Origin of the sequence: Nitrosopumilus maritimus SCM1, from assembly GCF_000018465.1 — an archaeon.
Lineage (GTDB): Archaea > Thermoproteota > Nitrososphaeria > Nitrososphaerales > Nitrosopumilaceae > Nitrosopumilus > Nitrosopumilus maritimus.
In genome coordinates, this window is sequence record NC_010085.1 from 1,064,119 (window position 1) to 1,089,826 (window position 25,708).

Sequence of the window (25,708 nt, forward strand, 5' to 3'; positions counted from 1 at the left end):
GTGCGGAATGATAAACAATCCTCCGCCAAAAGAAAGCATTCCGTTTTAGGGCTCTATCTCTTGTAAGAACGGACCGCTAATGTCGTAATCATATTCTCCAAATGGCGTATTTTCATTGCATAATTTGTCCGAGCCACCATAGAAATTGTAAAGTGTAAATTCTGCATTGTCTCTGTCCGTTTCGTTTTTAATCTCAGTGTAGTAGACTTTGATGTCATCACGGTTACTCATTACTTTTTTTACACAAGAGTTTGACTCGTCATTGCTTTCATGGACTTTCATTCTTTCGTAAATATTTACCTGGCCTACGTATTTTGCCTTTTTGATGCCATCAATTGTTTTTGCAATAATGTACACTCCGGAATATTTTGGATATGTAAATTTTCCTCCGACAGAATATGTTATGGGACCGTTCCATGTTAACTTCATGTATTGATCACTCCCATCTGATTTAGAAAATATGCAACTCCCAAAAGTGTGGCAGCAGATGTTGCAATTTTAAATTGTATTCCGCCGTACTGAATCATCATTGTAAAAAAGAATAATCCAAATCCTGCAAACAAGAACATGCTTGTGTGTCCACCTGCAACTGCAATCAGTGCGCCAAGAGCCCCTACAATCCCTGAGATTTTTGCCTTGTCCATGATTGCAGTCATTTTATCACCCTAGAAATCTCTCCCAAAAACCCTTGCAGCTGTTAGGCTTTGTTCTGTTGCGAGAAGGACATGTTCTTCTAATGGAGTTGCGTTCAAGGTTATAGGCCTGTGTTCTTGTGGAGGTTTTTTGGTAGCTGACAGATGTACCAGTATTGCCTGTGCGCTGATGCTCTTTTACACGCCTATGCAGGTCATTAGTGCTTCCAATATAACGCGTCTTTCCGTATTGGTTAATCTTGTAGACTCCAGGGCTTTTTGGAATTTTCGATATTCCCGATGTGGTAAATGGAACCCTTGAGGTTTGCTTTGCCTTTATTGCCCTGACTTGGCCACATCTATTTCGTCCACGTACTGCCATCAGAGACCAGCCCTCACAATCATTAGAGTATTATCAGAATTCATGTTTTGGTACGGTAATAGTACCGCATTGTACCTAATAAAGATGATCGTAGAATTTTTTGATCCAGCATGATCAAACATGTCAAAAGAATATAGTGTCATGAATACCACCCAAACATCTTTCGATGTCTATTGCTAGTAGCGTGAGATTTTTCTACAAATTTTTTTTGCTTTTCTGTTCGAAATTTTAATGTCTTGCCGCAAGTGCAACGTTCTTCGTGATAGTCTAGAAATTTTTTCATCGTATGCTCCTCAACAATTCATCTTTGCGTTGTGAAATGCCATCAGTAGATTCAATTATTTTTTCTAATCGTCTGGTGTCAGAGCCGTTAATGATGGAAATAATCCAAGGCAGTGTCTTTTTTCCGCGAAGGTATGCAGTGATGCAGCCTTCAACATAATTCCAGCCGATTTGTTCAGTGTCTTCCATCATGATTCTCCCCATAGTCTCGAATTACCAAATGTCCCAGTTCATCATCGGTACACTCACAAAGATTTTTCCAATCAAATAGGAATTTTGCTGCACCAGCACCAGCTGCAGCTCCCAGAACTCCTCCAATAGGACCAAACTTTAGTCCCATCAGAGCTCCCAGAATAGTTCCACCTGCTGTTTTCCCAGAGCTGCCAACATAGATGCTCAAAATTGCACGAAGGTAAGAGACTCCTGCTTGCTGAAGAGTTGTCGTGATTAATTCAAAAAGATACTTGTCTGTAACGTTGTCTGGAGGATTAAAAATAATTTCAATTGCATTGTTTGCAATACTGCAGGTAAGATGATCTAAAAAGTTCAGATTATTTGCAAGATGTCTTTCGCATTGGGATGCAACTGTACTCTGTATGATTTGGCCGACATCAATTTTAATTCTGTATTTTGCAGCAGAGTCTAGATACATGATTTTCCCCCAATTGATACAGATGCAGAAATTAGAGCAAAAGACAGACAAAATGTCTGGTTTTTGCCCATAGTGTGGTTTTCTGTCCGTATGACCATTGTATCCTTGGTTTATTCTGTTTCATTTAAGAGCTTTCATACTCAGCATACGTGTAAAGGTGTCAAAAAATATGCCAAAAATTAACCAAATTGTCATTTTGAACAAGCAAGGCATTAATACAAGGAGGATAAAAGGTGGATACATGACGATGTATACATCAGTCAAATTGCCAAAGACACTGGCCAAACAAATTAACGAGATTACGGAAACGGGCGGGTACAGATCAGTTTCAGATTTTGTGTTAGAAGCTACGCGAAGCCATTTACGAGAAGTACGAGGATAACAAAAATCCTTTCTTCATTTTTATTAAAATTAATTTTAGAAAATGCGATCCACCATATCTTGTAAAAAAATAATTTATTTTTTTACACAGTTATTTTCAGGCGTGCCAACCATGCTTTTAGCATAACAGCTTTGTGATCGGACATAAGACAGATCAGAAATTCTGCTTGATTTTTTTAATTTTTTTATTTGCGGTAATTTTTCAGGCACAGCAACCATCCTTTAAGGATGACAGCTTTATGATCGGGTAAAACAGAGATCAGAATTTTAGTCTTGGACGGAATCTCCCCAATAAGTCCATGTTCCGTCATCTGCAGAGTCTTTGCCCCTTGCAAACATTTCAAACTTCTTTTTTGCAGGATAGTATTTTTCAATCATACGATAAAACATGCGAGGCTTTTCAGAGTGTCTTGTTCTTTCTGCCATTCCAACAGAGGACACACGTACAGACTCTGGTGGAACTCCTGGGTTTCCTTTGGTGCCAACAAGCAGAAGCTCATGTGATCCCTTAAAGTAATACCCAGTACCGTTTTGCAGTTTGTTGTTTTTTTGTTTTACCCACACCATGTTTGTTTTGTAAGTAAAACCCCAATGTTTCATAAGAGACAATGCCTCGTCAAGTTTGGGATTCGTAGTCCACATAAACAAAATGCAGTCCTTGTATGAGGGAACATTAGGAATCTCCAATTTCATTTCTTCAAGTGTCATTGTTTTGTAATCAGGTGCTCCTTCTAATGGCAAGTCATATTTCCAGGGAGGATCTGCAACAATTACCTCGTACTGGTTTTTTGGCAGATTGGGAGTTGGAGTTGTGGCCTTTTTTGCAGTGTTGATCATTTTGTGAGCATAGTCTATGCTCATACCGGACTCTATTCTTTGAGGGATATTGCCAAATTCCTTTGGATTTTCCCTCACCTGCTGCTCTATTGCCATGATTTTGTCAATTTGGCCTCCAGACACGCCTACATAATGCGCAATTTCGTCACGAACCTTGAATTTTGGCTCACCTGGTGATAATTTGACACCAGCTTGGCGGCGTTTTTTGGCCTCTTCATCTAGCTTGGGTTTTAGCTTGGAAATTATCTCACACATTTCAGAAAACGTGAAGTTTTTTCGAATTGTGTTTTCTGTAATTTCTATTTGCTGACCCAAAGGCAAGTCCTGCAAAAGTGTCTCATCAATCATTTCTTATCCCCCATAACATGTGCATCAATTTTCTCAAATCCTAGAGACTTGCAAGCTTGCAGACGTCTGAATCCTGCAAGAAGTGTAAATGCACCACTTGTTTCCTGTTTTACTATTATTGGCTGTAACAGTCCCAGTGTGGCAATAGAATTTTCAAGTAGTTGAATACTACCAATGTCTTTTCTGAACCGCTTGCCTATTCGAATATTTTTGACACTTATTTTTTGGAAAGACATTATTGAAAGTCCTCCTTTTTTAGAGAATACTCTACATAGACACTATCACCATCATCTACTCGTTTTAGAACGCCAGCGCTTGAACAGATTTTGTCAAGGTATCGTCGTGCAGTAATTGGAGAGATGTTGATTTTTTCTGCAGCCGAATTTATCAGATCATGTTCCTCAACTCGCAAGTTCTCTGACTCTGATATCTGCTGATAAGCATACAGGCGGAATCGCACTTCTTTTCTTCTGTTAATTTGAATTTCCGTTTCATATCCCGTATCTTTTCTAATTTTCTCACTCTCACTCACACACAGAAGAGACAGATTGCGAAGACAAATGCAAGTGTTGCACATTACAAGTTCTTTTTCCTCAGAGTCATCTGCAGTTACTTTGGACAGAGGATTTTTTGTTGAAGACTTTCCGCACATTTGGCAAAATTGATCATCAACAGAATCATTTGCTAAAACATCAGAGTTCATTTGGAATTCTCCTCGCATTTGCAGCTGCACTTTACGTCTATTGCAAGATTCGTTACACTATCTACAACAGAGATTTGAGAGACATGTTCAGAGCAGTCTCCACAAGAACAGCCCTTGCAGAGCATATTGGTGGAAATGCTCATTTTTTAGCCTCCAAATCAAGCAGTTTTTTGATAATATCCTCATAGGACTGGCCAAATTTACCGATTTTCGTCAGCTTTGCTTTTGTGTCACAGGAGACAGTTATTGTAGTTCTGCAAGACATTAATCATATTCAGTGAACAAGATGAATATAGTACAATGATGATTGTTACACCAGTGAATGGTTAATCGAATTACTAAAAGATCCGAGCATGGCAATACACTCCAGATAATTCAAAAATTTCTAGCAAAAGTAGAAGAGGCAACAGTCAGTCAAATCGAAAAAGAGTTAGCAAGTAAGGAAATAAAATACAAAAGCAAGCGTTCTGTAATTGCAAGACTAAACAGACTCGTTGAACAGAATTTTTTAGAAAAGATAGAGTACAAAGATGTTCCAAGGTACTGTCTTCCAAATGGACGAATGACTCCATCACATATTGGATTGATGATAAAAACAGAGACAAACAATTTCCTAGGCAAAACAATGTCAAGGATTGGGGCAAAAAAATTCCTTAAATTTTATTCAAAATTTGCAGGAGTGTATGAGATGTATGTAGAAGCGCTCAGCTGGAAGTTGTTCAAGGATGAAAAGAATTTTAGAAAAAGAACAAGAAGTAGAGAGGAATTTTTACAAGAGGCACTTCAATTAAGAATTCCGTTTCCAAAGAGCATAGCAGAGTTGGCTCAAATCCATGACATGAAAAAAATTGAGATCATTTACAAGAACTGTGAAAAGATCGTTTTAGAAACAGAGTCAAAATTAGATGAAGAATGTTTGGAGATATGCAAGGGAATGTTCAGGATTACAGAAGAAAAAATTTCACATATTGCAAAAACAAAAGATCCTATTCTGTAACAGTCCAGCCTTTTTGCGTTAATTCTTTTTTTACCCGCTCAACAGCATCATCCACCAATGTTGGAATTTGTTCCTCAAGATTCTTTTTCGCTTCTTTGAGTTTCTGATTTTCAAATTTTACGCGTTCAGTGTCTGAAATTGTAAGAAATGGGATTGCCTTTTCATATTCGGAGAATCTCTCAAAATCCTCTTCAGCGTATCGCTCATAGTGCTTTTCCAAGCCTGTCTTGTGTCCCATCATGTCTTCCTTGTCTAGGAAGTCTACCTTGGCTCGCCTGAGATTTGTGTTAAAGGATTTTCTAAAGCCATGGTCCAGTTTTACCTCGTGTCTTCGCCTTCCTGGAGGTAGAGGAGGTCTAAGACCAATTGCGCGAACTACATTCTCAACTCTCCTTCGAACGCCCTTGTGATTTAGTCTGTGTATTGTAGGATACTTTACTGCCTTGAGCAGCGGATCATCAGGATTTGGATATACACCAATGTCAGCCTTCCATTTTTCTCGATACATGTCAAGGTAATTGCATGCCTCTGGCGTGATAAATGTCCAATATTGTTCTGGGTCATTTCTGTAAACACACAGTGCTGCACCTCTAAAGCTGTCATCAGGATTTCTAAAAAATACCACGTCCTTCCATGTAAAATAATCCCATGACTCTAGTCGGAATCCTGCTGATGCAAACATTGTAACTATTACCTTGTCGGTAATGTCGTTTGACACCTCAAGCATTCTCTGCATCTCTTCTGTGGTGTATGCTCTATCGTTTGAGCCTCGGGTAATCCTCGGATACAGTTTTGACAAAGACTTCCAGTGAACTGCAATTCGATTAGAGTCAAGTAGTACCTTAATTGGCTTGATATGATTTGGAAGTGTCTGCGGACTAATCTCTCCTGCTTCCACTCTCTTCTTGTCTTCCTTGATGTATGCGGCAATAATGTCTGATGCTAGATCAGAACTCTTTCTTGCAGCATCAACAAAGAATTTTGCAAGTGTTGTAGCTTCATTGTTTGGAGGTTTTTCTCCTAGTGCATCTTGGTAGATTTCGTTTGGGATTAATTTTAGAAACGTGTACAGCAGATTCTTGTATCTCCTTTTTGTCTCCTTGTGTTTTATCGAGTCCAAAAAAAGTTGGTAGGGATCACTTCTTGTGTTTATCTTCTCTAGGGTAATTTCCATCAGATGATGCCATGACATAGGTCGTATTTAACATCCATGATGCACCAGTATTCCCATCCGGTCCACTACATTCCTAGGTTGTTTTGCAGATTCTATTCATCTACAACAATGGTTCAAGTTTTAACAGATTCATTCTGAAAAAGAATTCTTAATATTCTCCAAACAAAGATGTGAGTTGAATACAAATGCCAACAATTCTGTTGATTTTAGGCTCACAAACAGGAGCATTTGCAGCTGGAAACTATAACAAAGGACTTTTTGAAGCAGCAAAAGAATTACTTTCAAAAAAATATGATGTAATTGAAACCAAAATTGAAGAAGGGTACGAAATTGCAGATGAAATTGAAAAATGGAAAAAATCTGATTTTATTATTTACCAATATCCAATCTATTGGTTCATGATGCCTCCAATTCTCAAAAAATATTTGGATGATGTTTATGCTTATGGTGAATTTTTTGCATTTAATGATGGACCTTATGGTTCTGGTGGATTGATGAAAGGAAAAAAAGTAATGTTGTCTACAACTTGGAATTCTCCTGCAGATGCACTTGGAGGAGAATTCTTTGATGGTGCTAGTCGAGATGATGTATTGTTGCCTATGCGTCTAAGCCAAACTTATTGTGGAATGGAAGAATTATCGCATTTTTCATGTCATGATGTAATCAAAAATCCTCACTTTGATGATGATAAACAACGATTCATCAAACATTTAGAACAAGTATTTTCTTAATTGGTTCAAGTCATACCAGAATCTGAACTTTAAATAAAATCTCAAAAATGTCCCACCGTGGGTTACAATCGTAAATAGTCCATACCTATGATGAGGGTTTTTTATAAAAAAATAATCTCCAAAATACCCCAGGAATCTCCGTAATCTAATCCGGTCCACTACCATAATTTCAGAGTTTTTGAAAAAAAGTTATTATTCTAAAAAGACAAAAAGATAGTATTGGAAATTCAAGAAATATCACCTGTTGTAATTTACGATAATGCATGTCATCTTTGTGCAAAGTTTGCAAGTACAGTTAACTTTTTTGCTAGAGGGAAGATTGCATTAGTTGGGCATTATTCTGAAACGGGAGAAAAACTTCGAAAACAATATCTTGATTCTAGTGCAACAGAAATGTTTTGGTTTATTGATGGAAAAAATGCATATGGTGGTCGTGCAGCATTGTTACCATTAATTGGAGAAATTCTTTTCTCAAAGAAAAGAGCACCAATTCAAACAATAGTTGAAGAGACATGTGATGCGGGATGTAAAGCACCTAATGCAGTCTTTGTAAGATCTGCTAGTCTTTTTACTCATAGCAAAAAGATCAAAATCAACTAGTTTTCTAATGGGACAATCCAAGACTTTGGAAGAAGTGTTCTTGGTTCTTTTGCCAAATCAACGTTTGGGTAAATTAATTTTTGATAATCTCGCCCATTTACAGAGGATGTTATATCCACTCGAATCTCAATGTCTTCATATCCTTGACTGCGATATTTTTCTGCAAGAAAATGGCTGTACTGTAAAATCATATCAGGTCTTGTAGACATTTTAGATTCTTGTCTTGCAGTTAGGTCCTCATCATGATCTACTGTCCAACTCCTTCCTGTACTAGGATCTGTTGCTGTAAATTCCATAAACAACGTATCTTTGTCTCTAAGCTTCATGTGCCATGCAAAATTGTGCCCTTCTTCAGTCCAGCTAACATTTCCAGGATATGCATAATGACGTAAGGGCAGGGTAATTTGTACAACAAGGAAAATCAGGATTAGGGATAAGACAATTTTTTGGTTTTTTGTCAATGTTGTGATTTTGGATTTTGGTTTTTTTGCTACTTTGAATCTCTTTAAGACTCTAGGCCAACTAGGAACAAAGAAGATCAAAGTTGCAAAAATCATAAACCACGGAAATATTCCAATTGAAAATAGTTGTGCGTTTAGAAGGTGAAATGAAACTAAAATTGCATATGCAAAAATTCTAGAACGGCGCCAGAGCAAAAACGGTACTGCAAGCAAATCAACAAACAAGGCACTATATGCAAAAAACATTACAAACCACTCTTCAGTAAAAAACTGACCTAAAAGAGGAAACGTATCAGCTTCACTTTCAAGCCAGAATCTTAATGGATATCCTGCAAGCCAATCAGGATTTAGTTTTGCAATGCCACCAAAAAAGTATGGAATTCCAACTAGAATTCTCAAAAGCCATAACGAGTATGCTGAAATAAAATCAGTTCTAATTTTCTTGTTGAACCATGAATCAATGGAAAGTGATCTATTTGCAGGAATGAAGATAAGAATAAAGCTGACAAGCCAAATCAAATAAAAGTGATTGAGATATCTCGATTGTTCTGAGAAAAAGATCTGGGAGAAAGCCAAGAAAAACAAAATTGCACAAATTCGGTATTTGAATCCAACCATTATGCAGACAGACAAAACCCCCATTGCAGCAAAATGCACATACATCAGATCACCAGGCCATGGCTTTACCCAATCAAATCCATAGTATGTAAAATGGAATATTGGATCTATCCAGTATTTAGATATCCAATCATGTTCAAAATATCGAAACACTTCCCAAAGCATAACAGCTCCAAAAATTATCCTGAAGTAAACCAGAATTGCAATATCACTTGGCTCAAATAGTTTTTGCAAAATTGTTGTTTTTGCAATACTCATTTGAAGAGTTGTGAATTTTGGATTATTAAAATTTGGATCAAAGATTGGGTGATAATGTCATTCAACTTACTTAAATTAGACAACCAATCAAAAAAATCATGAAAGCAAGATTCCCTGGAAAATGTGTAGAATGTGGGGAGGCAATCAAAGTTGGAAAAGAAATTCTAAAAAATTCCAAAGAACAGTGGGTTCATGCAGCATGTTCTGATTTAGAAGATGAATTACCATAAAATGATTAAATTTGCAATAAATCTTTTAAACAACCATAAAAAAGCTAGTCACATGAAGACAAAAACAAGTATCGTTCTAGCAATTATTGCATCATTTGCAGTTCTGATGTTTCCATCAGAGGCAATTGCAGAGAATTCAGAAACGACAACAATCACTCCAATCAATGAAGAAATCAGTCTACAAAGAACAGTCACAACAATGATTGTTCCAGAAGGCAATACACTACCATGGGGATTTGTCACAGGTAGTGCTTCAGAATATGTTGAAAGACATCCAGTAATCATTCAATTCTTTGATGAAGCAAATGATTTGGTACATGTTGCCCAAGTTGATGTCAAAGGAGATGGTTCTTACGAATACAAGTTTAGAGTAACTAGTATTGATGAAAATGGAGATATGGAAAAAGCCTTTGAAGGCGAATATACTGTAATGATATACAGAGTCATTCCTAACTCAAATCAACTAGTCTAAACATTCCTTTTTTTCATAGAATTCATATACTATTCAAGAAAATGCTAGCTAGAAAATGAGTAAAAATTTTTGGCACGATATAGAATCAGGAGCAGATATTCCTGAAATTATCAATGTAGTAGTAGAGATTCCTAAAGGTTCTATGAACAAATACGAATATGATAAAAAACACAACATGATAAAACTTGACAGAGTTTTATTTTCACCATTTCATTATCCAGGCGATTATGGATTAGTTCCTCAAACACTTTCTGAGGATGGGGATCCGCTGGACGCACTAGTACTTGTTACAAACCCAACTTATCCAGGAATTCTAATTGAAGCTAGACCAATTGGATTACTTCAAATGAAAGATGCAGGAGATTTAGATGACAAGATTATTTGCGTCTCAACAAATGATCCAAGATATTTACATACTACAGATATTTCAGACATTGAAGATCATTATCGTTCTGAAATTGCACATTTTTTCCAAGTGTACAAAGATTTGGAAGGGAAAAAAGTAGAGATACTAGGATGGCAATCAGCAAAAGAAGCAAAGAGCATAATTGTTGAATCAATTAAAAGATACAAGAATACTTTGAAGAAATTTTAAGATGTCAAAAGAGTGTAATCATTTTTTAGAAGAGACAAAAGGGATAGCACCAAACACAAAAAGCTGTGAAGAATGTGAAAAAGAACATCTTCCAGTAGTTGCAATAAGGATGTGTTTGACATGTGGACATGTAGGATGCTGTGATTCATCTATTGGAAAACACGCAACAAAACACTTTGAAGAAACAGGGCATCCAGTTATGAAAGCAATTCCAGGAGATATTTGGAAATGGTGTTACATTTGCAAAGAATACTATTAATTTTCAACATATAACAAGCACGTAGACATTGAACAAAGAAAAACTTCACTGGACTTTTTGGGTAGGAATAGGATTTCTAATTGCAGGAGGAATTAGCTGGGGAATTTTACTGGCAGGAGAGGGTCCACCAAGTTTTGTTGAAGAGACCATAACGTATAGTTACGGTTGGGTAATTTTTGGAGGAGGTTTGATCATATACTCTACCATTAGAAAGGTTGTAAAATCTAGAGAATCCAAACCTTAGCATATTCATTTTTTAATAGTTAGGAAATTACGATTAGCAATGTCTCAATACCAGTTAGGAATGTGGAATCTTTCAGAATTAGCAAAAAATCCAAAAAGTTCAGCATTTCAAAAACAGATCAAAGAATTAGAAAATCAGGCTGAAAAATTTGAGAAAATTAAATCAAAACTGGACCCAAAAATGTCATCAAAGAAATTCATGGAAATACTTAGTCAAGTAGAAGAAATTTCTGAGAAAATGAGTAAAATTGGTGGATATGCATCTCTTTCATATTCTTCAGATACACAATCAGATGAAGCAACATCATTAATGACTAGAATGTCAAAATTAGGATCAGACATTTCAAACAAAATATTGTTTTTTGATTTATGGTGGAAAACGCAAGTTGATGAAAAAAATGCAAAGAGATTGATTAAAGATGCAGGAGAACTCTCAGAATATCTAGCACACAAAAGACTAATTGCAAAATACTCACTCAGTGAACCTGAAGAGAGAATCATTAACACATTAGATGTTACAGGTATTTCTGCACTTGTAAAATTGTATGACAAGATAACTAATGCATTTGAATACCAAATGAAAATCGGAAACAAAACAAAAAAGATGACAAGAGAAGAATTAACAAATTATGTTCGACATACAAATCCAAAAATTCGTGAAACAGCTTACAAAACAATCCTAGGAAAATATAATGAAAACAAAGGTGTTGTTGGAGAAATTTATCAAAATATTGCACTTAATTGGAAAGATGAAGGAATCGATATTCGAGGCTACAGAACGCCAATTTCTATGAGGAATATTGGAAATGATGTAGATGACAAAACAATAGAATCACTACTTCTAGTTTGCAAAAAAAATGCTCCAGTCTTTCAAAAATTCTTTGTGCAAAAAGCAAAGATGCTCAAAATGAAAAAGCTTAGAAGATATGACATCTATGCACCTGCTGCTGCAAACATTAAAGAAAAAAATTATTCATACAACAAATCTGTAAAACTAGTTTTTGAATCACTAGGCAAATTTAGTAACACATTAGAAGATTTTGCAAGAAAGGTTTTCAATGAAAATCATATTGACTCAGAAGTAAGACAAGGAAAAAGAGATGGAGCATTTTGTAGTACATTAACACCCAAAATCACGCCTTATGTATTGGTCAATTTTACAGGAAAATCAAGAGACGTATTTACATTAGCTCATGAGTTAGGTCACGCGGTCCACAGTCAAGCTGCACAAGATAGATCAATTCTAGTCCAAGATGCACCATTACCATTAGCTGAAACAGCATCAACATTTTCTGAATTACTGCTTTATGACAATATTTCAGACAAGATTTCAGATGATGAAAAGAAAATAATGTTATCTGAAAAAATTGATGATTTGTATGCAACAATTCTAAGACAATCATTTTTTACAATTTTTGAGATTGATGCTCATAAACAAATTGGCGAAGGAACAACCATAGATGAAATTTCAAAAACATATTTACAAAATCTCAAACAACAATTTGGAAAATCAGTTGATGTTACAGATGACTTTGCAATAGAATGGAGTTGTATCCCACATTTCTATCACACACCATTTTATTGCTATGCATATTCATTTGGAAATCTTCTTGCATTATCATTATTCCAAAGATACAAAAAAGAAGGTAAAGACTTTGTTCCAGCATACATTGACATTCTTGCAGCAGGGGGTTCAAAAAAACCTGAAAAACTCCTTAAAGAACATGGATTAGATATACAATCTACCAAGTTTTGGCAAGAAGGTTTTGATTATGTTAACGGACAGGTAAAAGCACTATCATCACTAAACTAGATTTTTAATAAATGGGGCTGACAGTCCAACGCAAGGACTGCCAGCTTTGTTCCCCGAACGGTTTGAATTCGATGTCAAAACCCCATCGCAGATTATCTGATTTAAACGTTTGAAATTATTCCAAGTCTAATTTCTTAGGTTTGATTTTACGTATTGTTCCACCCAAGATTCCAATTGTAATTCCTAATTGATATAAAAAATACAACAACACCTCAAAGGTACTAGGAGTAAGATCTGTAAATCTACTAATTCCAGTCAATACAAGCAATAACGAACTAAAAAAGAAGACAAATAATTTTACAATTCCATGAAGATTTGTGAATTTCAAAATAACAAAAGTCATAACAGTTACAGAAATTGCCAGGACTGTTAGGAATCCAGTATTCATTCCAAAAATAAGAAACAATAATGAAGCAAGTTCTGCAGGGCTTCCTGCAGAAAGATTTGAAAATTCAATTTTCTCAGGGGATGCAAATCGAGGAACACTCAAAATTGCATTTGCCAAAAACAAAACAAACAAAGTAATGGATACTGTTTTTAGATGATTTTGTAGTCGTGGGAATCGAACAAGAATCGCACGGCCTAAAATAATCCCTTGAAATAATCCAACTCCAAATGCTCCAATTACTGCAAGAATAGAGAAAATTGGATCTTGAAATATATCAACAAGAAATGGGATTAGGGCCAATACTAGGATAATTTCGTGAAAAATAGAATATTAGTTAGAAGATGACTAATTTTCGTAAAAAAAATAAAAAAAATTCATCAAAAAATTCTTTGAAAAATAAACAAAATAGGAGTAAAGTTAATAATTTCATGACTGGAGGGACAACCAATGCAAAAGATACTTTGGATTCTACTACTAGTAGCAGTTGTTGGAATCTCTACAAATTTTGCATATTCACAAGAAATAGGTTTAGCAACTTTTCAAGAAACGGCTCAAGTGCTAGTAGATAGAAGCATATCTCAAAATGTGACAGCATCTATCACTCTACAAAGTACAAGCATTCAAGAAATTAGAATTCCTGCAGAATTGGAACAAAAACTAAGAGAAGATGAAATGGTTAAAGCAGTAATTATTACAAATCAAGAACAATGTGTTTTGGGCGTATTTGATGAATCATGCATAATGATTAATGTGGTGAGAGACCCAACAGCAAAAGGCATTATAGAGATTCAAGATGCAGCCAAAGAAGTTGCAATGCCATACATTGATGAGATAAATCAGGTGTTTGATGTAAATTCAAAATTACATTCAGTTTTTGTACATAGTGACGATGCATCCAATGAGGCATTGGAGACATCAGGAGTGATTTCAGGCAAGGGAATGATTTCAGTGGTATACACAATGTCACCAGAGGATACTAATGCAATGTATGAAAAAACTTCAGCAATTTTAATTCCAAAAATCATTAGAGAAAGTGGCGGATTTTATGAAGTTGCAAAAAATCTCTCATTTGAAGAAAATGCAAAGATGACATTTTCTATAATACCTTTAGATTCAAAATCACTTTTACAGTTAAAATTATCAGTGGATTATCCAAATGAAGCCTCTACAATTTCTGAAGTTAGTCCATTAGATTTGTTAAAAACAAATACAATCAACAGATCAGATTATTTTTCCTCAGGATTTTACCCACTTAATTCAATCATTCAAGTAGTAATACTATCACCAGAAGATGAAACCATTTCAAACATTAGAGGAAACATTGTTCCAACACAAATAATTGATAATGAGAAAATTCCAACAGACATATCAAAGGAAGGATGGGTTTTTGATCCTCAAGAAGGACAAAGAATTCAGGGAATGTATATTTTTGGAGAAGAAACTTCAGTTAGCAAAGACAAATTAAAATTTTCATTAGGTGATGCACCACCTATTCAACCAGAATCATCAGATGACTCACTTATAGTAGTAATAATAATTTCAATAGTTGCAATTGCAGCTGCTTTATTCTATCTTAAAGGATACAAAAGATAATCATACTAAAAGTACTGCTGCGGCAAAAACAGTAGTCCATTTACCATCTTTGTCACCACGTGTTTGCTGAGTAATGTTTTGAGTCTTGTAAATTTCTCCAGATATTTTCCATTGTTGTCTTTTTTCATCCCAGTTCTTATCAACATCAAATGGAATACCTAATGAAGAGGCCAACATTTGTGCTGCAATGTCTTCAGCATAATCACCTGCTTGGGTTTCGGTTTGCCCAAAGGCTTCGTATTCAGACAAATAACCATATCTGTCTTTGTCCTTAGGTTGTGCGATTCCTACAGATGCAGAACACATTCTATGAGGTTCATTAGTCTGATTCTTTGAATAAATTGTAAACAAAATCTGCCCAGGTTTGATTTGTTGTAACCCCTCTTTTCTTGAAATTAGTTTTGCCTTTGGTGGAAATATACTGGAAATCAATACTAAGTTGGTACCTGCAATACCGGCATCCCTCAAAGCATATTCAAAACTGGTTAATCTATCTTCATGAATTCCTTTTCCTCTTGTAAGAAATAATTTCTTTGCAACTAAATCCAGCATTTCAAAATTTTAGAAAATGTATTATTATTTAACTTTAATCAAAAAGACATTTTTTCAGAAATGTTAAAGAGTGAAGGTATTAAGATGTTAATCTCGCTTCTTTTTCTTTTTTCTTTTATCAGGAGTTTTTGCTTCTTGTGTTAGCAAGAGAAAGGTGAAAAATGCGCCCAATCCAACATTGACAACTCCCATGAATGTAATGAACATGGTTTGGTCAGGTCCAGCGATAGGAGATAAACCAATTATGATACCCAAAGTACCAGTTGCAAAGAACATCATCATCAAAACTTTGATTCTAGTGGGTTCAATGTATCTCATAACAGGTATCAAAAAATGGCATTATTATAAACTGACGGTTATGAAATTTCTAGAAAAATCCTTACAAAAAGAACACAGGTAACACTTTAAACCTTCAAAAATTTCATTTTACTTCGTGCCAATGTAGCTCAGCCTGGCTAGAGCATTCGCCTTGTAAGCGAAAGGTCATGGGTTCAGATCCCATCATTGGCTTTAAAATTTTGAAGTGTAATTTGGCAATACGGTTAATTATACTAGGTTTTGGAACAATCTTACATGAGTTTTGACGATAATGAAATTAATCAAAATGAACATACTCAAAATAAATCAAAATCAAATGGTCTAATAATTGGATTAATCGTTGCAGTAGGGGTTGCAGCATTTTTTGCAGGAATGTATTTCTCAAATGCAAATTCAGATCAGATTTCACAAGAAGATTTGGATGATGCAATTGCCAAACTTGAGCTCAAAATGTTGCAAAACAGACTACCTACAAATCAACCATCAGAACCAGTAAAGATTTCAGCAGATGATGATCCAATAATCGGAAATCCAGATGCGCCAATTACAATAATAGAATTTTCTGATTTTCAATGTCCATTCTGTGCACGATTCCACGTCCAAACACTTCCATTACTTCTTGAGGAATACATTGATCAGGGCAAAGTAAAACTAGTTTTTAGAGACTTTCCAATACAAAGCATTCATCCAAATGCACTTCCTGCATCAGTAGCAGCAGAATGTGCAAATGAACAAGGACAATTCAAAGCAATGCATGACATGTTATTTGATAATCAAGGTCAATGGAGTAATCAAGAAACAGTTGATGCATTATCTATGTTTAGCCAATATGCAACTCAGATACAACTAGATCAAGAAACATTTGATTCTTGTCTTACCAGTGGAAAGTATATTGAAGAAATACGAAAAGATCTTGATGATGGTAGAAGTTACGATGTAACAGGAACTCCAGGATTTTTTGTAGGAAATGATGAGATAGGTTACGTCGAACTAAAAGGTGCGCAGCCATTTGAAAGTTTCAAGAAAGTTATTGATGCACAATTAGAGGCATAAAAAATAACAAGCGTTTATTAGACCTAAACTGTGACTTTACGCATCGGAATAATGACGTCTGGCAATGAGCTTTTCGTCATTGCTAAAGAGAAGAAAACAAAATGACAAAATTTCAAGAATTAGGATTAAAAGAAGACATACTGAAAGGATTAAACGATCTTGGGTTTGAAGAAGCATTTCCAATTCAAGAAGCAGTAATTCCCGTATTACTTACAGGAAGAGATGTTGTAGGGCAAGCACATACAGGCTCTGGTAAGACTGCAGCATTTTCATTATCAATGCTACAAGAGATTCAACCAAAAAATGGCATTCAAGGTTTGATCATGGCACCAACAAGAGAGCTTGCAATGCAGATTACAGATGAAATCAAAAAATTTGGAAAATATACAGGAATCAAAGTAGCTACAGTTTATGGAGGGCAAGGCATGGGACTCCAATTAGATGCTCTGGAAAGAGGAGTAGAGATTGTAGTAGCAACACCAGGTAGATTGATTGACCATCTCAAAAGAGGTTCTATAGAGCTTAGAGATGTCACACACATTGTTTTGGATGAAGCCGACACAATGTTGGATATGGGATTTATTGATGATATTGGATTCATTTTAGATTTAGCACCAGAAGATAGAGTAATGTCATTGTTTTCAGCAACAATGCCAACTGAAATTCTCAGATTATCGGAAGAGTATTTGAACAATCCAAAGCAATTCTTGCTAGATGCAGACGATCTTAGTGGAGAAGGAATTGACCAATCATATTTGGTCATTAAAGACAGAGACAAATTCAAGTATCTAATTGACTTTATCAAACCAACAAAAGGCCAAGCCATTGTATTTTGTTCTACAAAGTATAGAACTAGAGATGTTGCAAAATTCCTACATCAAGAAAAATTTGATGCAGTAGCAATAGAAGGGGACATGTCACAACATAGAAGAGAGCAATCTATGGGAAAATTCCGTAGTGGAAAGGCAGACATTCTAGTAGCAACAGATGTTGCATCAAGAGGTATTGATGTTCCTAGAGTAGAATTAGTAATCAATTATGATGTTCCAAATCAGGAAATGGCATATTTCCATAGAATCGGCAGAACTGCAAGAGCAGGAGCAAAAGGTAAAGCAGTAACATTTGTTTCATATTCGTCTGTAGGGGATTGGAACCTCATCAAACGTCAAATCAAAGTTCCAATCAAAGATTTGAATGAGGAAATGGGAATTGAAATTGCAATTCCAGATCCACTAAAAAGACAAATGCCATCAAGAAGATATGGAGGTCAATCAAGATCAAACTATTCTAGAGGGGGTCGTTCTGGAGGATACGGAAGATCAGGAGGAAGACGAGATTCCAGAGATGATAGAGGAGGAGGAAGACGAAGATACAACGATAGAGGAAGTAATAGAAACCACTACGGTGGACGCAGTAGATGGTAACTGTAAAACTTAAAGGCCCGAACTACGTAATTAATTTAAGATAAAGTAATGCACAAAGGATTCATTTTATTAAATTGTGATCTAGGAGCTGAAGAATACATTGTAGATGAACTCAATCAGATGCAAGATGTAAAAAATGCATATCTAACTTTTGGAGCATATGATGTAATTGCAGAGATAGAAACCGAAGAACAAGATGGATTTGAAAAAGCAATTGCAGTAATTAGGAAATTATCCAGGGTAGTCAGCACAATGACACTCAATGTAATTCGTCCCGAATAATTGTTATATGAGAAAAATCTGGATTGAGTAAAATTGCAAAAAATCGATTATGAAGCACCAGTATGGGTACTAAACTACAACAACCCAAAACCACTTTTAGATCATGCCATACACATGCTAGAAAGACACGGGGTAAAGCGAGAAGACATGGAAATTACTGAAACGCCAACTGCAAAAATAGGCTCAATTGTGGTAGAAATTTGGCCTTATGAGTTAGTGATAGGCAGAGTAAGATCAACACGTAATGATTCTTTTATCAGCGGTACAGAATTTACAATTGAATTAAAATTAGACGAAAATGGAAATTACATAGATTATCTTTGAAAAAGAAAAAAATTCAAAATATCATTATCGGAATAGTTGCAATTAGTATCATAGGTGCAATTGCAGGCTACAATTATTCAGCAGATCAAACTAAACAGACAGGATTACAATTTGGAAAAGAATTAGAGCAAATTCAAAACGACGTAACAGAATTGCAATCAAAGTTCTATTCTGAGAAAATTAAATGGGAAGAAGGAGATGTTACAAAAGATGAACTGTTAGAATTCTACGGAACACATTTAGAAGAATTTAATGAAATAATTTCAAAGTATGATGAATTGACTCCACCAAAAGGATTTGGTTTTGAGAGTTCAATAGATTTGTTAAAGCTATCATCAGAAACTCAATTAGCCAGTGATTCTCAATTTATAGAATGGATGAAAACTGGAGATGAATCTGCAAAAGTAAGATCAGATACATTGATTCAAGAATCTTTTAATTATGAATTACAAGGGTTGGTGGAATATTTTTCAGCTAAAACAGGAATTAAAACATATGATGAAGAATTGAAATTTGAAGCCCCACAAAGTGGCTTAACACAAAAGGTAATTCAAGTTGCTGAAAATATGGCAAACAAATGTGATGAGAAATTTAAAAATGAATCAGAAGAATTTGATTCTGATGAAATAGAAGTAGAGTGGTTTAATTGTATAAATGAGGCTAAAAAATGGAAAATAGAGCATCTTCCATAAGAGATAACCAGATCCACATAAACTACTTTAAAGAACAAGACAAAGAATAACTGTGGAAAAAATCTTAATTGTTGGAATTATTTTTGCAAGTATAATGCCATTTGCATTTGCAGATGTGTATATACAAAATGATCAACAATACATCGGGGATGATGGTTCAATCCACATTGTAGGTGAGATTGTAAATAATCTAGACATACCACTAAATCAAATTCATGTACAAATTGATTTGTTTGATGAAAATCAGCAATTAATTCAAACAAAAGAGACAAACTCATTGGTCAATACAATAATGCCTGGGATGAAAGGGCCTTTTGATCTTATTTTAACAAATGGAGAAGCAAAGAATGTTAATTCATACTCTATGGAACTGAATTATCAAGCTAGTCCACCAAAAAGTCAAGTTATTGACATTACTGAATCATCACTTAGTAGAGATAATCACAATAATTTGATGATTACAGGAACTGTAGCAAATAATGGAGAGATTACGGCAAATATGGTATCAGTAATTGCAACACTTTATGACAAACAAGGAAATGTTGCAGCAGTGTCAAGAGTTAATCCTGAACCTGATTACCTACGAGCAGAAGATAGTGCATTCTTTGTATTGTCAGTACCAGACAAAATCCAAACTGAGGAAATTAATGATTATACATTAATTGCAGAATCGGAAGAGTATGCAGCAGTACCAGAGTTTCCTATAAGTACAATTATCTTACTTATACTCACGTTATCTGCATATATTGGAGTTACACGATATTCTGGAAAAATTATAACAAATCTCTTTTCTGCAACAAATCTAAAATAGAAAAAAGTTCTTTTGCCAATTCTTCTTTTTTGAGAGGGGTGGGTTGTGAAAATAAAACAGGAAAAGTTATGGTAAGCATGTCTTGATCAGTATGAGAAATTCGTACTGAATGAAATTTACAGTTTATTTCAGATAATACATCATTCCATTTATCCAAATGAACATTTACCCTAGTAACATTTTCATGAACATCTGTAATACTGGTATCCAAATCCTTGTCAAACAATCCAAATTTAACCAAGGGTACCATTACCATCCCTCCTAAGATTTTATCATGATTTTTTAGCATAGATGAAATGATTTGTTCAGAGTTTTCTTTAGGGAAAATATCACCATAATCAGGATCAAAGTACCCTACAATCATTTTTTTAGAATCATAAATGCGAAAATATTCTTCATCTAACTCTAACTTCCACAATCAGGTTCATCATAAATGAAATGATTTTTTTTATATACCATTCCTTGATGTGGAGAAAACAATTTAGAATAACCCCAAACAGAGAGGAATATGGAAGATAGGGATGTAGTTGACGATGTAAATGCTCTGCTAAATCTAGGGGTAGGAGATGCATATAGGTTAGAACACATCAAACAAGCCTACATTCAGAATAAATCGATTTGGAATGCTGATAAAAATTATTTACAAAAAATGGTAGACAAGTATCTCATAAAACATTCAAACCTTGAATCAGATTCTGCAGAAATAGAAGATGAATCTGAAAATGAGGAACAAATTCATTGTTGGAAATGTGGAAAAAAGACCACATTAGGGGCAAATTTTTGCATGGTATGTGGAGCATCGTTATTTGATGTTGCATCAAAACCTAAAGTAGAACAAGAGCCAACTTCACCTAATAAGAAAAATAACAATAGAACAATTAATCTAAAAATTCCCATTATGATTGGGATTCCTGTAATAATTTTAGCAATTATTGGTGGAGCATACAGTCAAGGTTATTTTGATAATACATTTGAAAGAACAGAATTAAAAGATGAACAGGTTAATGTCAAACCTACCATAGTTGAAGCTACAGAAAAAACATCAAGTGAAACAGATTCACCATGTGGACCAGGAACTGTTTTGGATTCTAAAACTAATTCATGTGTTTTAGAGAGTGAAGCTACAGAAAAAACATCAAGTGAAACAGATTCACCATGTGGACCAGGAACTGTTTTGGATTCTAAAACTAATTCATGTGTTTTAGAGAGTGAAGCTACAGAAAAAACATCAAGTGAAACAGATTCACCATGTGGACCAGGAACTGTTTTGGATTCTAAAACTAATTCATGTGTTTTAGACAAATAAAAGACAATTAAATAAACTAGGAGAGAGAAGAAAAGTCATGGCAATTTCTAAAGAAAATAAAGAATTCATTGATAGTTTAATTGATTACTACATTAACGAATCAGAAGCATATACACAGATTGCAGAAAATTTTGTTCCAGAGATTGAATCGGTTCCAGATACAACGTTTGGAATCATTACAGGATGTGTGTATTCAGGATTTTTACAGGCATATCAAAATCAACAACAAACTCCAAGCCTAGAAGATATGAAAGAATTCAACGAAATAATAAAAAAACGAGCAGCTCTGATAAAAAAGGCAATAATTGAGCCCACAGTAATAGAGAAAACAGAAGACATACAAGAAGAATCAAAAAATGAAATCAAAGATGACGAGAAATAAATTTTTCAAGTATTTAGAAAAAATCAATACAGTTTAATTTCGATACAAAATTGTAAGAATATGAAAGTAGATGGCAGTAAGATAATTTTTTGGGGAGGTACTGCTGCTGCAGTAGTCACAGCAATAGTTGCACTATATTTTTCAATTCGTTAAAGATAAATCATGAAGAAATTCTAAGATAGTATTGTCAGCAACTAATGAATTTAAAATTACACAAATTGTGGATAATGGTCAGGTCGTGCAGTTGACACTAATTGAGAATGTTTCAACAGAACCAATCTCACAAAAACAAATGATTATTGAGAATGTTTCAAAAAAACTCGATCAAGAAACAAAAGAACAAGTGATGCCATTGTTAGAAGCAATAATGTCAGCTCAGCCTACTGTAAACATCAAATCATATCAACAAACTCAAATCACAATTGCAATGCCAAAGGCAAGATATGATGGGATGGGTAGACCACAAGTAGGAAACACAATAGAAGTAAACTTGAAAAAAATCTAAAGATGTGAGTTTATTTCATCAATAGTATGCAAAGGTAATGAACAAGTAAAGTTTTTACAAACAAATGCAGATGTTTTTTCTTCAAAAGATTTTCCAGCAAAGAAAGGATATTCAGATAGAGCCGACAACTGAGTAGAATTTTGAATAGTGACAACAATTGAGTTTGGTAAATATTCCAAAAGAATTGAGTCACAAAGTTGAGAATTTTCAGTGTTTATGATTGTGATTTCAACAGGTTTTTCCAAATAAATTGAAATTGTGTTTAGCAGATATCCAAATCCAAATGGATTTTCAGCAGCCATTTGTGCCTGAGATTCCATGATTTTTGTAGCAATATCTAAGAATTGTTGTTCTTGAGAGAAATGGAATAGTCTGAGCATGACAAATGCAGAAACAGAGTTTCCAGAAGGCAAAGACAAATCATAATTGCTTTTGGGTCGTATAATCAGTTTTTCATGATTGTCTGAAGTCATAAAGAAACTATTGTTTTCTGAATCCCAGAAATGTTCCACCAAGTGATGGCCTAGTTTTAGTGCAAGTTTTAGATATTTTGGATCAGGTTCAATTTCAAATACATCTAACAAGCAATTTACAAAATAAGAATAGTCTTCTAGATAGCCATCAATTTTTGCAGTTTTGTTTTTATAAGTTCGTAGTAACTTGTCTCCTGAAAACAAATTATTTTCAATAAAGGAGATACAATCTTTTGCAGCATCAAGATATCTAGATTCATTTGTTACACGATAACCCTTAGCAAAGGCAGTAATCATTAAAGAATTCCACGAAACTAGAATTTTATCATCCAGTCCAGGGGCAACTCTCTTGGAACGAACATCAAGTAACTTTTTAGAACAGGCCTGAAGAATTTCTCTAACCTTTTCTTCAGTAGTTCCAAAATTAAAGGCAACTGTAGAGATATTCAAGTTATTACACAAAATGTTGTTTCCTTCCCAGTTTCCACCATCAGTGGCATCATAAAATAAGCAAAAGATGTCAGCATCATCACCAAGAATTTCTTTAATCTCGCTTTTCTTCCAGACATAGAATTTTCCCTCTACACCTTCAGAGTCTGCATCATATGCAGAATAGAAACCACCTTCAGGAGAAGTCATTTCACGCAAAACAAAATCAAGGGTTTTTTTCAAGACATCTAGATAGAAAGGATCCTTTGTTATCTGAAATGCCTCAGCATAATTTACAGGAATTAGTGCGTTATCATAGAGCATTTTTTCAAAGTGAGGTACAAGCCATTTTGCATCTGTAGAATATCGATGAAATCCACCACCAATTTGATCAAATATTCCACCATTTGCCATTTTTTTGAGAGTTTTGAGCCCAAATTCTGTGAATTTTGACAACCCAGATATCTTTGCATAACGAAACAAAAAGGAAACATTAGCAGCGTTTGGAAATTTTGGAGCAGAACCAAATCCACCATAAGCAGAATCACCCAGTTGGAAAAGATTCATTGCTGCCTCATCAAGAATGGTTCTTTCTAATTTTGAAGAAATAGAAACTTTTTCAGTTTTATTTAGTGCATCAAGAAAATTATCTGCAGATTTTTCAATGTCTTTAGGTTTTTCTTTCCAAGCTTGAGATAGTTGTCTGCATATACTCCCAAATCCCGGACGACCGTAAGAATCCAGAATTGGAAAATAAGTTCCAACATAGAATGGTTTTTGATCAGGAGTTAAGAAAATACTCAAAGGCCATCCTCCTTGACCAGTAGCTATCTGACAAGCTTTTTGATAAATGTCATCAATGTCAGGGCGTTCTTCTCTATCTACTTTGATATTTACAAAATTTTCATTCATGAATTTTGCAACTTCTTCATTTTCAAATGATTCATGTGCCATAACATGGCACCAATGACAAGAACTGTAACCAATACTAAGAAAGATCGGTTTGTTTTCATCTTTTGCTTTTTTTAATGCTTCATCATTCCAACCATACCAGTCAACTGGATTATGAGCATGTTGAAGAAGATAAGGACTTGTTTCATGAATAAGATTATTTTCTGTCACAATTTTTCAGATTTGTTTTGATATTTGTACTTAATTGGTTAACCCCAAATTCCTCTGCCTTCAGTTATCTCATAGATTCGGACATTGATTTTTCCAAGTAATTTTACTTTTGATTTATGAGCCTTTTTGTCATGACTGTAATCTTTCTTTTCGACTAATTCTTGCAATCTTTTTAGTTGTTCCAAAGTGAGGTTTTTGAATTCATGTTTTGAGCTGGATACAAGGCGCAACAACTCTACACGTTCTCGGTCTTCATCAGTGATTTCAGGCACAAAATTAGATTATTTGTGTCCTTTATTTTTCTAGTGGGTTGGAGCGAATCTTAAAATTATTTGAAAAAAATCCTATTGTATGGACAAGATGCGTGCAATGGTGCTGTCTGAATGTGCAGCAATTGAGACAAATCCACTAAAGTTAACAGAAATTGATAGACATAAAATTGAAAGATCAAATGAAATTTTACTAAAAATTGAGGCATGTGGAGTTTGCCATTCACAATTACATGGAATAGAAGGTGATTGGAAAGATCTTGGAATTCCACCACAATTACCAACAGTTCCAGGACATGAAGTTGTAGGAAAAGTAGTTGAGATTGGAAGTGGAGTTACAAAGTTCAAAGTAGGAGACAGAGCTGGAATTACACCATTACTAGAAGCATGTAAAGAATGTCAATATTGTAAAGAAGGAAAAGAGTACTTGTGTGAATCTTCAATTATTCTAGGTGAAACTCTCAAAGGAGGATATTCAGAATACGTAACAGTTACTGAAGACTTTGCAACCAAAGTACCAGACTCTATGAAACCAGAGTATGCAGCACCATTATTTTGTGCAGGAATTACAGCTTACAAAGCAGTAAAAGCTGCAGAACCACAAACTCACAAAAAAATTGGAATTTTTGGAATTGGTGGAGTAGGACACATGGCTGTACAGTTTGCAAAAGTACAAGACTGTGAGGTTATTGCATTTTCAAGGTCTCAAAGTCACCTAGATGTTGCAAAGAAACTAGGGGCAATTGACGCCATACAGTTTTCTGAAAATCAAGAAGAATTTTTAGAAAAATTAAAAGAAAAACATGGACTGCTTGATGCTGCAATTGTTTTTGCACCTGCAGACATTATAACAGATACTGCAATCAGGGCCATAAAGAAGGGAGGAATGGTAGTAATTGCGACAATTGGTGAGAATCCATCTTTTGTAGCATTTGAAGAAAAGACAATCAGAGGAACTTTGATTGGTTCAACTAAAGACATGGAAGAAGTAATCAAGACATGTAATGAAAAAAATATCGAGGTAGTATCTGAAGTATTTCCACTAGAGGATGCAAACAAAGTTCTCAAAAAATTAAAAGATTCAGAGATTGAAGCTAGAGCAGTTTTAATTCCTTAA

General features: G+C 34.8%; 35 protein-coding genes and 1 tRNA gene. 21 read left to right on the forward strand and 15 right to left on the reverse strand.

The genetic code is table 11. From position 1 onward, the window contains the following. Positions 1 to 45: 45 nt before the first annotated feature. The 7 genes from NMAR_RS06240 to NMAR_RS06275 form a co-directional block, all read right to left on the reverse strand. Entirely contained in the window at positions 46 to 429 is a 384-nt protein-coding gene (locus NMAR_RS06240; RefSeq protein WP_012215545.1) for a hypothetical protein, read from the reverse strand. Next, entirely contained in the window at positions 426 to 656 is a 231-nt protein-coding gene (locus NMAR_RS06245; protein WP_012215546.1) for a hypothetical protein, read from the reverse strand. The genes NMAR_RS06240 and NMAR_RS06245 overlap by 4 nt, the downstream gene beginning before the upstream one ends. A 637-nt stretch (positions 657 to 1,293) precedes the next feature. Continuing rightward, positions 1,294 to 1,488: a hypothetical protein gene (locus NMAR_RS06250; protein WP_148680158.1), complete on the reverse strand. Its 195-nt coding sequence runs from the start codon at positions 1,486 to 1,488 to the stop codon at positions 1,294 to 1,296. Beyond that, a complete protein-coding gene (locus tag NMAR_RS06255; protein ID WP_012215547.1) occupies positions 1,472 to 1,948 on the reverse strand; it encodes a hypothetical protein in 477 nt (158 codons plus the stop codon). The genes NMAR_RS06250 and NMAR_RS06255 overlap by 17 nt, the downstream gene beginning before the upstream one ends. A 648-nt stretch (positions 1,949 to 2,596) precedes the next feature. Next, positions 2,597 to 3,514 carry an MT-A70 family methyltransferase gene (locus NMAR_RS06265; RefSeq protein WP_012215548.1) on the reverse strand — a complete coding sequence of 306 codons (918 nt, stop codon included), beginning with the start codon at positions 3,512 to 3,514 and terminating at the stop codon, positions 2,597 to 2,599. After that, positions 3,511 to 3,750, reverse strand: a complete 240-nt coding sequence (locus NMAR_RS06270; protein ID WP_012215549.1) for a ParB N-terminal domain-containing protein — start codon at positions 3,748 to 3,750, stop codon at positions 3,511 to 3,513. The genes NMAR_RS06265 and NMAR_RS06270 overlap by 4 nt, the downstream gene beginning before the upstream one ends. Further along, a complete protein-coding gene (locus NMAR_RS06275; RefSeq protein WP_148680160.1) occupies positions 3,750 to 4,217 on the reverse strand; it encodes a hypothetical protein in 468 nt (155 codons plus the stop codon). The genes NMAR_RS06270 and NMAR_RS06275 overlap by 1 nt, the downstream gene beginning before the upstream one ends. Before the next feature lie 322 nt (positions 4,218 to 4,539). On the opposite strand from NMAR_RS06275, the gene NMAR_RS06280 reads away from it, so the two are divergent. Beyond that, positions 4,540 to 5,214, forward strand: a complete 675-nt coding sequence (locus NMAR_RS06280; protein ID WP_012215551.1) for a hypothetical protein — start codon at positions 4,540 to 4,542, stop codon at positions 5,212 to 5,214. On the opposite strand, the gene NMAR_RS06285 is transcribed toward NMAR_RS06280, so the two are convergent. Then, entirely contained in the window at positions 5,204 to 6,388 is a 1,185-nt protein-coding gene (locus NMAR_RS06285; RefSeq protein WP_148680161.1) for a site-specific integrase, read from the reverse strand. The two genes, NMAR_RS06280 and NMAR_RS06285, sit on opposite strands and share 11 nt — an antisense overlap. A gap of 185 nt (positions 6,389 to 6,573) precedes the next feature. Between NMAR_RS06285 and NMAR_RS06290 the strand changes: the two genes are divergently transcribed. Further along, entirely contained in the window at positions 6,574 to 7,119 is a 546-nt protein-coding gene (locus NMAR_RS06290; protein WP_012215553.1) for an NAD(P)H-dependent oxidoreductase, read from the forward strand. Positions 7,120 to 7,338: 219 nt separating this feature from the next. Continuing rightward, positions 7,339 to 7,719, forward strand: coding sequence for a thiol-disulfide oxidoreductase DCC family protein (locus tag NMAR_RS06295; protein ID WP_012215554.1), 381 nt, complete (start codon positions 7,339 to 7,341; stop codon positions 7,717 to 7,719). Here NMAR_RS06295 and NMAR_RS06300 read toward each other — a convergent pair. Next, positions 7,716 to 9,056, reverse strand: coding sequence for an HTTM domain-containing protein (locus tag NMAR_RS06300; protein ID WP_148680162.1), 1,341 nt, complete (start codon positions 9,054 to 9,056; stop codon positions 7,716 to 7,718). The two genes, NMAR_RS06295 and NMAR_RS06300, sit on opposite strands and share 4 nt — an antisense overlap. A gap of 98 nt (positions 9,057 to 9,154) precedes the next feature. On the opposite strand from NMAR_RS06300, the gene NMAR_RS10035 reads away from it, so the two are divergent. From NMAR_RS10035 to NMAR_RS06325, 6 genes are read left to right on the forward strand one after another with little or no spacing between them, the layout of a single operon-like run. Further along, the gene (locus NMAR_RS10035) at positions 9,155 to 9,286 is read left to right on the forward strand and encodes a hypothetical protein (RefSeq protein ID WP_012215556.1); all 132 of its coding nucleotides are present in this window, start codon (positions 9,155 to 9,157) and stop codon (positions 9,284 to 9,286) included. Between the two features lie 52 nt (positions 9,287 to 9,338). Next, on the forward strand, positions 9,339 to 9,758 hold the full coding sequence (locus NMAR_RS06305) for a hypothetical protein (RefSeq protein ID WP_148680163.1): 420 nt from the start codon (positions 9,339 to 9,341) through the stop codon (positions 9,756 to 9,758). A 55-nt stretch (positions 9,759 to 9,813) separates the two neighbouring features. Beyond that, a complete protein-coding gene (locus NMAR_RS06310; protein WP_012215558.1) occupies positions 9,814 to 10,353 on the forward strand; it encodes an inorganic diphosphatase in 540 nt (179 codons plus the stop codon). Position 10,354: 1 nt separating this feature from the next. Then, on the forward strand, positions 10,355 to 10,612 hold the full coding sequence (locus NMAR_RS06315; RefSeq protein ID WP_012215559.1) for a ubiquitin carboxyl-terminal hydrolase 14: 258 nt from the start codon (positions 10,355 to 10,357) through the stop codon (positions 10,610 to 10,612). A gap of 28 nt (positions 10,613 to 10,640) precedes the next feature. Continuing rightward, on the forward strand, positions 10,641 to 10,856 hold the full coding sequence (locus NMAR_RS06320; protein ID WP_148680164.1) for a hypothetical protein: 216 nt from the start codon (positions 10,641 to 10,643) through the stop codon (positions 10,854 to 10,856). A 39-nt stretch (positions 10,857 to 10,895) separates the two neighbouring features. Next, a complete protein-coding gene (locus NMAR_RS06325) occupies positions 10,896 to 12,668 on the forward strand; it encodes a M3 family oligoendopeptidase (RefSeq protein WP_012215560.1) in 1,773 nt (590 codons plus the stop codon). Between the two features lie 115 nt (positions 12,669 to 12,783). On the opposite strand, the gene NMAR_RS06330 is transcribed toward NMAR_RS06325, so the two are convergent. Further along, a complete protein-coding gene (locus tag NMAR_RS06330; RefSeq protein WP_012215561.1) occupies positions 12,784 to 13,356 on the reverse strand; it encodes a hypothetical protein in 573 nt (190 codons plus the stop codon). 147 nt (positions 13,357 to 13,503) lie between these two features. On the opposite strand from NMAR_RS06330, the gene NMAR_RS06335 reads away from it, so the two are divergent. Continuing rightward, positions 13,504 to 14,649, forward strand: a complete 1,146-nt coding sequence (locus NMAR_RS06335) for a hypothetical protein (protein WP_012215562.1) — start codon at positions 13,504 to 13,506, stop codon at positions 14,647 to 14,649. Here the strand turns inward: NMAR_RS06335 and NMAR_RS06340 are convergent, their stop codons facing one another. Both NMAR_RS06340 and NMAR_RS06345 read right to left on the reverse strand, forming a co-directional pair. Continuing rightward, a complete protein-coding gene (locus tag NMAR_RS06340; protein ID WP_012215563.1) occupies positions 14,650 to 15,201 on the reverse strand; it encodes a pyruvoyl-dependent arginine decarboxylase in 552 nt (183 codons plus the stop codon). Positions 15,202 to 15,288: 87 nt separating this feature from the next. Further along, positions 15,289 to 15,519: a hypothetical protein gene (locus NMAR_RS06345; RefSeq protein ID WP_238523161.1), complete on the reverse strand. Its 231-nt coding sequence runs from the start codon at positions 15,517 to 15,519 to the stop codon at positions 15,289 to 15,291. A gap of 117 nt (positions 15,520 to 15,636) precedes the next feature. Here NMAR_RS06345 and NMAR_RS06350 point away from each other — a divergent pair. The 7 genes from NMAR_RS06350 (at position 15,637) to NMAR_RS06380 (ending at position 20,105) form a co-directional block, all read left to right on the forward strand. Beyond that, positions 15,637 to 15,711: transfer RNA gene (locus NMAR_RS06350), tRNA-Thr, on the forward strand. Between the two features lie 63 nt (positions 15,712 to 15,774). After that, entirely contained in the window at positions 15,775 to 16,572 is a 798-nt protein-coding gene (locus NMAR_RS06355) for a DsbA family protein (RefSeq protein WP_012215564.1), read from the forward strand. A gap of 101 nt (positions 16,573 to 16,673) precedes the next feature. Continuing rightward, positions 16,674 to 17,996, forward strand: a complete 1,323-nt coding sequence (locus NMAR_RS06360) for a DEAD/DEAH box helicase (RefSeq protein ID WP_012215565.1) — start codon at positions 16,674 to 16,676, stop codon at positions 17,994 to 17,996. Between the two features lie 48 nt (positions 17,997 to 18,044). After that, a complete protein-coding gene (locus tag NMAR_RS06365) occupies positions 18,045 to 18,278 on the forward strand; it encodes an Lrp/AsnC ligand binding domain-containing protein (RefSeq protein WP_012215566.1) in 234 nt (77 codons plus the stop codon). A 33-nt stretch (positions 18,279 to 18,311) separates the two neighbouring features. Then, entirely contained in the window at positions 18,312 to 18,602 is a 291-nt protein-coding gene (locus tag NMAR_RS06370; RefSeq protein WP_012215567.1) for a hypothetical protein, read from the forward strand. Continuing rightward, entirely contained in the window at positions 18,599 to 19,294 is a 696-nt protein-coding gene (locus NMAR_RS06375; RefSeq protein WP_012215568.1) for a hypothetical protein, read from the forward strand. Before NMAR_RS06370 ends, NMAR_RS06375 begins: the two co-directional genes overlap by 4 nt. A gap of 52 nt (positions 19,295 to 19,346) precedes the next feature. Continuing rightward, on the forward strand, positions 19,347 to 20,105 hold the full coding sequence (locus NMAR_RS06380; protein ID WP_012215569.1) for a DUF3426 domain-containing protein: 759 nt from the start codon (positions 19,347 to 19,349) through the stop codon (positions 20,103 to 20,105). On the opposite strand, the gene NMAR_RS06385 is transcribed toward NMAR_RS06380, so the two are convergent. After that, positions 20,068 to 20,523 (reverse strand): hypothetical protein, encoded by a 456-nt coding sequence (locus NMAR_RS06385; RefSeq protein ID WP_012215570.1) that lies wholly within the window; start codon positions 20,521 to 20,523, stop codon positions 20,068 to 20,070. The genes NMAR_RS06380 and NMAR_RS06385 overlap by 38 nt on opposite strands. 90 nt (positions 20,524 to 20,613) lie before the next feature. Here NMAR_RS06385 and NMAR_RS06390 point away from each other — a divergent pair, with 90 nt between their 5' ends. The 3 genes from NMAR_RS06390 (at position 20,614) to NMAR_RS06400 (ending at position 22,298) form a co-directional block, all read left to right on the forward strand. Next, positions 20,614 to 21,411, forward strand: a complete 798-nt coding sequence (locus NMAR_RS06390; RefSeq protein ID WP_012215571.1) for a zinc-ribbon domain-containing protein — start codon at positions 20,614 to 20,616, stop codon at positions 21,409 to 21,411. 37 nt (positions 21,412 to 21,448) lie between these two features. Then, positions 21,449 to 21,793: a hypothetical protein gene (locus tag NMAR_RS06395; protein WP_012215572.1), complete on the forward strand. Its 345-nt coding sequence runs from the start codon at positions 21,449 to 21,451 to the stop codon at positions 21,791 to 21,793. Between the two features lie 184 nt (positions 21,794 to 21,977). Then, the gene (locus NMAR_RS06400) at positions 21,978 to 22,298 is read left to right on the forward strand and encodes a hypothetical protein (RefSeq protein ID WP_148680166.1); all 321 of its coding nucleotides are present in this window, start codon (positions 21,978 to 21,980) and stop codon (positions 22,296 to 22,298) included. Here NMAR_RS06400 and NMAR_RS06405 read toward each other — a convergent pair. Next, positions 22,295 to 24,322 (reverse strand): thioredoxin domain-containing protein, encoded by a 2,028-nt coding sequence (locus tag NMAR_RS06405; protein ID WP_012215574.1) that lies wholly within the window; start codon positions 24,320 to 24,322, stop codon positions 22,295 to 22,297. The two genes, NMAR_RS06400 and NMAR_RS06405, sit on opposite strands and share 4 nt — an antisense overlap. Before the next feature lie 38 nt (positions 24,323 to 24,360). Continuing rightward, positions 24,361 to 24,594: a hypothetical protein gene (locus NMAR_RS06410; protein WP_012215575.1), complete on the reverse strand. Its 234-nt coding sequence runs from the start codon at positions 24,592 to 24,594 to the stop codon at positions 24,361 to 24,363. 79 nt (positions 24,595 to 24,673) lie between these two features. Between NMAR_RS06410 and NMAR_RS06415 the strand changes: the two genes are divergently transcribed. Continuing rightward, complete coding sequence (locus tag NMAR_RS06415; RefSeq protein WP_012215576.1) at positions 24,674 to 25,708, forward strand: alcohol dehydrogenase catalytic domain-containing protein; 1,035 nt, start codon at positions 24,674 to 24,676, stop codon at positions 25,706 to 25,708.

What these genes read in the sequence shown, in the direction of transcription:
- NMAR_RS06245 (WP_012215546.1), bottom strand. Translation starts at nt 656, where the DNA reads ATGACTGCAATCATGGACAAGGCAAAAATCTCAGGGATTGTAGGGGCT.
- NMAR_RS06285 (WP_148680161.1), bottom strand. Translation starts at nt 6,388, where the DNA reads ATGGAAATTACCCTAGAGAAGATAAACACAAGAAGTGATCCCTACCAA.
- NMAR_RS06315 (WP_012215559.1), top strand. Translation starts at nt 10,355, where the DNA reads ATGTCAAAAGAGTGTAATCATTTTTTAGAAGAGACAAAAGGGATAGCA.
- NMAR_RS06310 (WP_012215558.1), top strand. Translation starts at nt 9,814, where the DNA reads ATGAGTAAAAATTTTTGGCACGATATAGAATCAGGAGCAGATATTCCT.
- NMAR_RS06415 (WP_012215576.1), top strand. Translation starts at nt 24,674, where the DNA reads ATGGACAAGATGCGTGCAATGGTGCTGTCTGAATGTGCAGCAATTGAG.
- NMAR_RS06365 (WP_012215566.1), top strand. Translation starts at nt 18,045, where the DNA reads ATGCACAAAGGATTCATTTTATTAAATTGTGATCTAGGAGCTGAAGAA.
- NMAR_RS06290 (WP_012215553.1), top strand. Translation starts at nt 6,574, where the DNA reads ATGCCAACAATTCTGTTGATTTTAGGCTCACAAACAGGAGCATTTGCA.
- NMAR_RS10035 (WP_012215556.1), top strand. Translation starts at nt 9,155, where the DNA reads ATGAAAGCAAGATTCCCTGGAAAATGTGTAGAATGTGGGGAGGCAATC.
- NMAR_RS06355 (WP_012215564.1), top strand. Translation starts at nt 15,775, where the DNA reads ATGAGTTTTGACGATAATGAAATTAATCAAAATGAACATACTCAAAAT.
- NMAR_RS06280 (WP_012215551.1), top strand. Translation starts at nt 4,540, where the DNA reads ATGGTTAATCGAATTACTAAAAGATCCGAGCATGGCAATACACTCCAG.
- NMAR_RS06275 (WP_148680160.1), bottom strand. Translation starts at nt 4,217, where the DNA reads ATGAACTCTGATGTTTTAGCAAATGATTCTGTTGATGATCAATTTTGC.
- NMAR_RS06265 (WP_012215548.1), bottom strand. Translation starts at nt 3,514, where the DNA reads ATGATTGATGAGACACTTTTGCAGGACTTGCCTTTGGGTCAGCAAATA.
- NMAR_RS06325 (WP_012215560.1), top strand. Translation starts at nt 10,896, where the DNA reads ATGTCTCAATACCAGTTAGGAATGTGGAATCTTTCAGAATTAGCAAAA.
- NMAR_RS06395 (WP_012215572.1), top strand. Translation starts at nt 21,449, where the DNA reads ATGGCAATTTCTAAAGAAAATAAAGAATTCATTGATAGTTTAATTGAT.
- NMAR_RS06340 (WP_012215563.1), bottom strand. Translation starts at nt 15,201, where the DNA reads ATGCTGGATTTAGTTGCAAAGAAATTATTTCTTACAAGAGGAAAAGGA.
- NMAR_RS06270 (WP_012215549.1), bottom strand. Translation starts at nt 3,750, where the DNA reads ATGTCTTTCCAAAAAATAAGTGTCAAAAATATTCGAATAGGCAAGCGG.
- NMAR_RS06250 (WP_148680158.1), bottom strand. Translation starts at nt 1,488, where the DNA reads ATGATGGAAGACACTGAACAAATCGGCTGGAATTATGTTGAAGGCTGC.
- NMAR_RS06390 (WP_012215571.1), top strand. Translation starts at nt 20,614, where the DNA reads ATGGAAGATAGGGATGTAGTTGACGATGTAAATGCTCTGCTAAATCTA.
- NMAR_RS06300 (WP_148680162.1), bottom strand. Translation starts at nt 9,056, where the DNA reads ATGAGTATTGCAAAAACAACAATTTTGCAAAAACTATTTGAGCCAAGT.
- NMAR_RS06345 (WP_238523161.1), bottom strand. Translation starts at nt 15,519, where the DNA reads ATGAGATACATTGAACCCACTAGAATCAAAGTTTTGATGATGATGTTC.
- NMAR_RS06335 (WP_012215562.1), top strand. Translation starts at nt 13,504, where the DNA reads ATGCAAAAGATACTTTGGATTCTACTACTAGTAGCAGTTGTTGGAATC.
- NMAR_RS06255 (WP_012215547.1), bottom strand. Translation starts at nt 1,948, where the DNA reads ATGTATCTAGACTCTGCTGCAAAATACAGAATTAAAATTGATGTCGGC.
- NMAR_RS06360 (WP_012215565.1), top strand. Translation starts at nt 16,674, where the DNA reads ATGACAAAATTTCAAGAATTAGGATTAAAAGAAGACATACTGAAAGGA.
- NMAR_RS06240 (WP_012215545.1), bottom strand. Translation starts at nt 429, where the DNA reads ATGAAGTTAACATGGAACGGTCCCATAACATATTCTGTCGGAGGAAAA.
- NMAR_RS06305 (WP_148680163.1), top strand. Translation starts at nt 9,339, where the DNA reads ATGAAGACAAAAACAAGTATCGTTCTAGCAATTATTGCATCATTTGCA.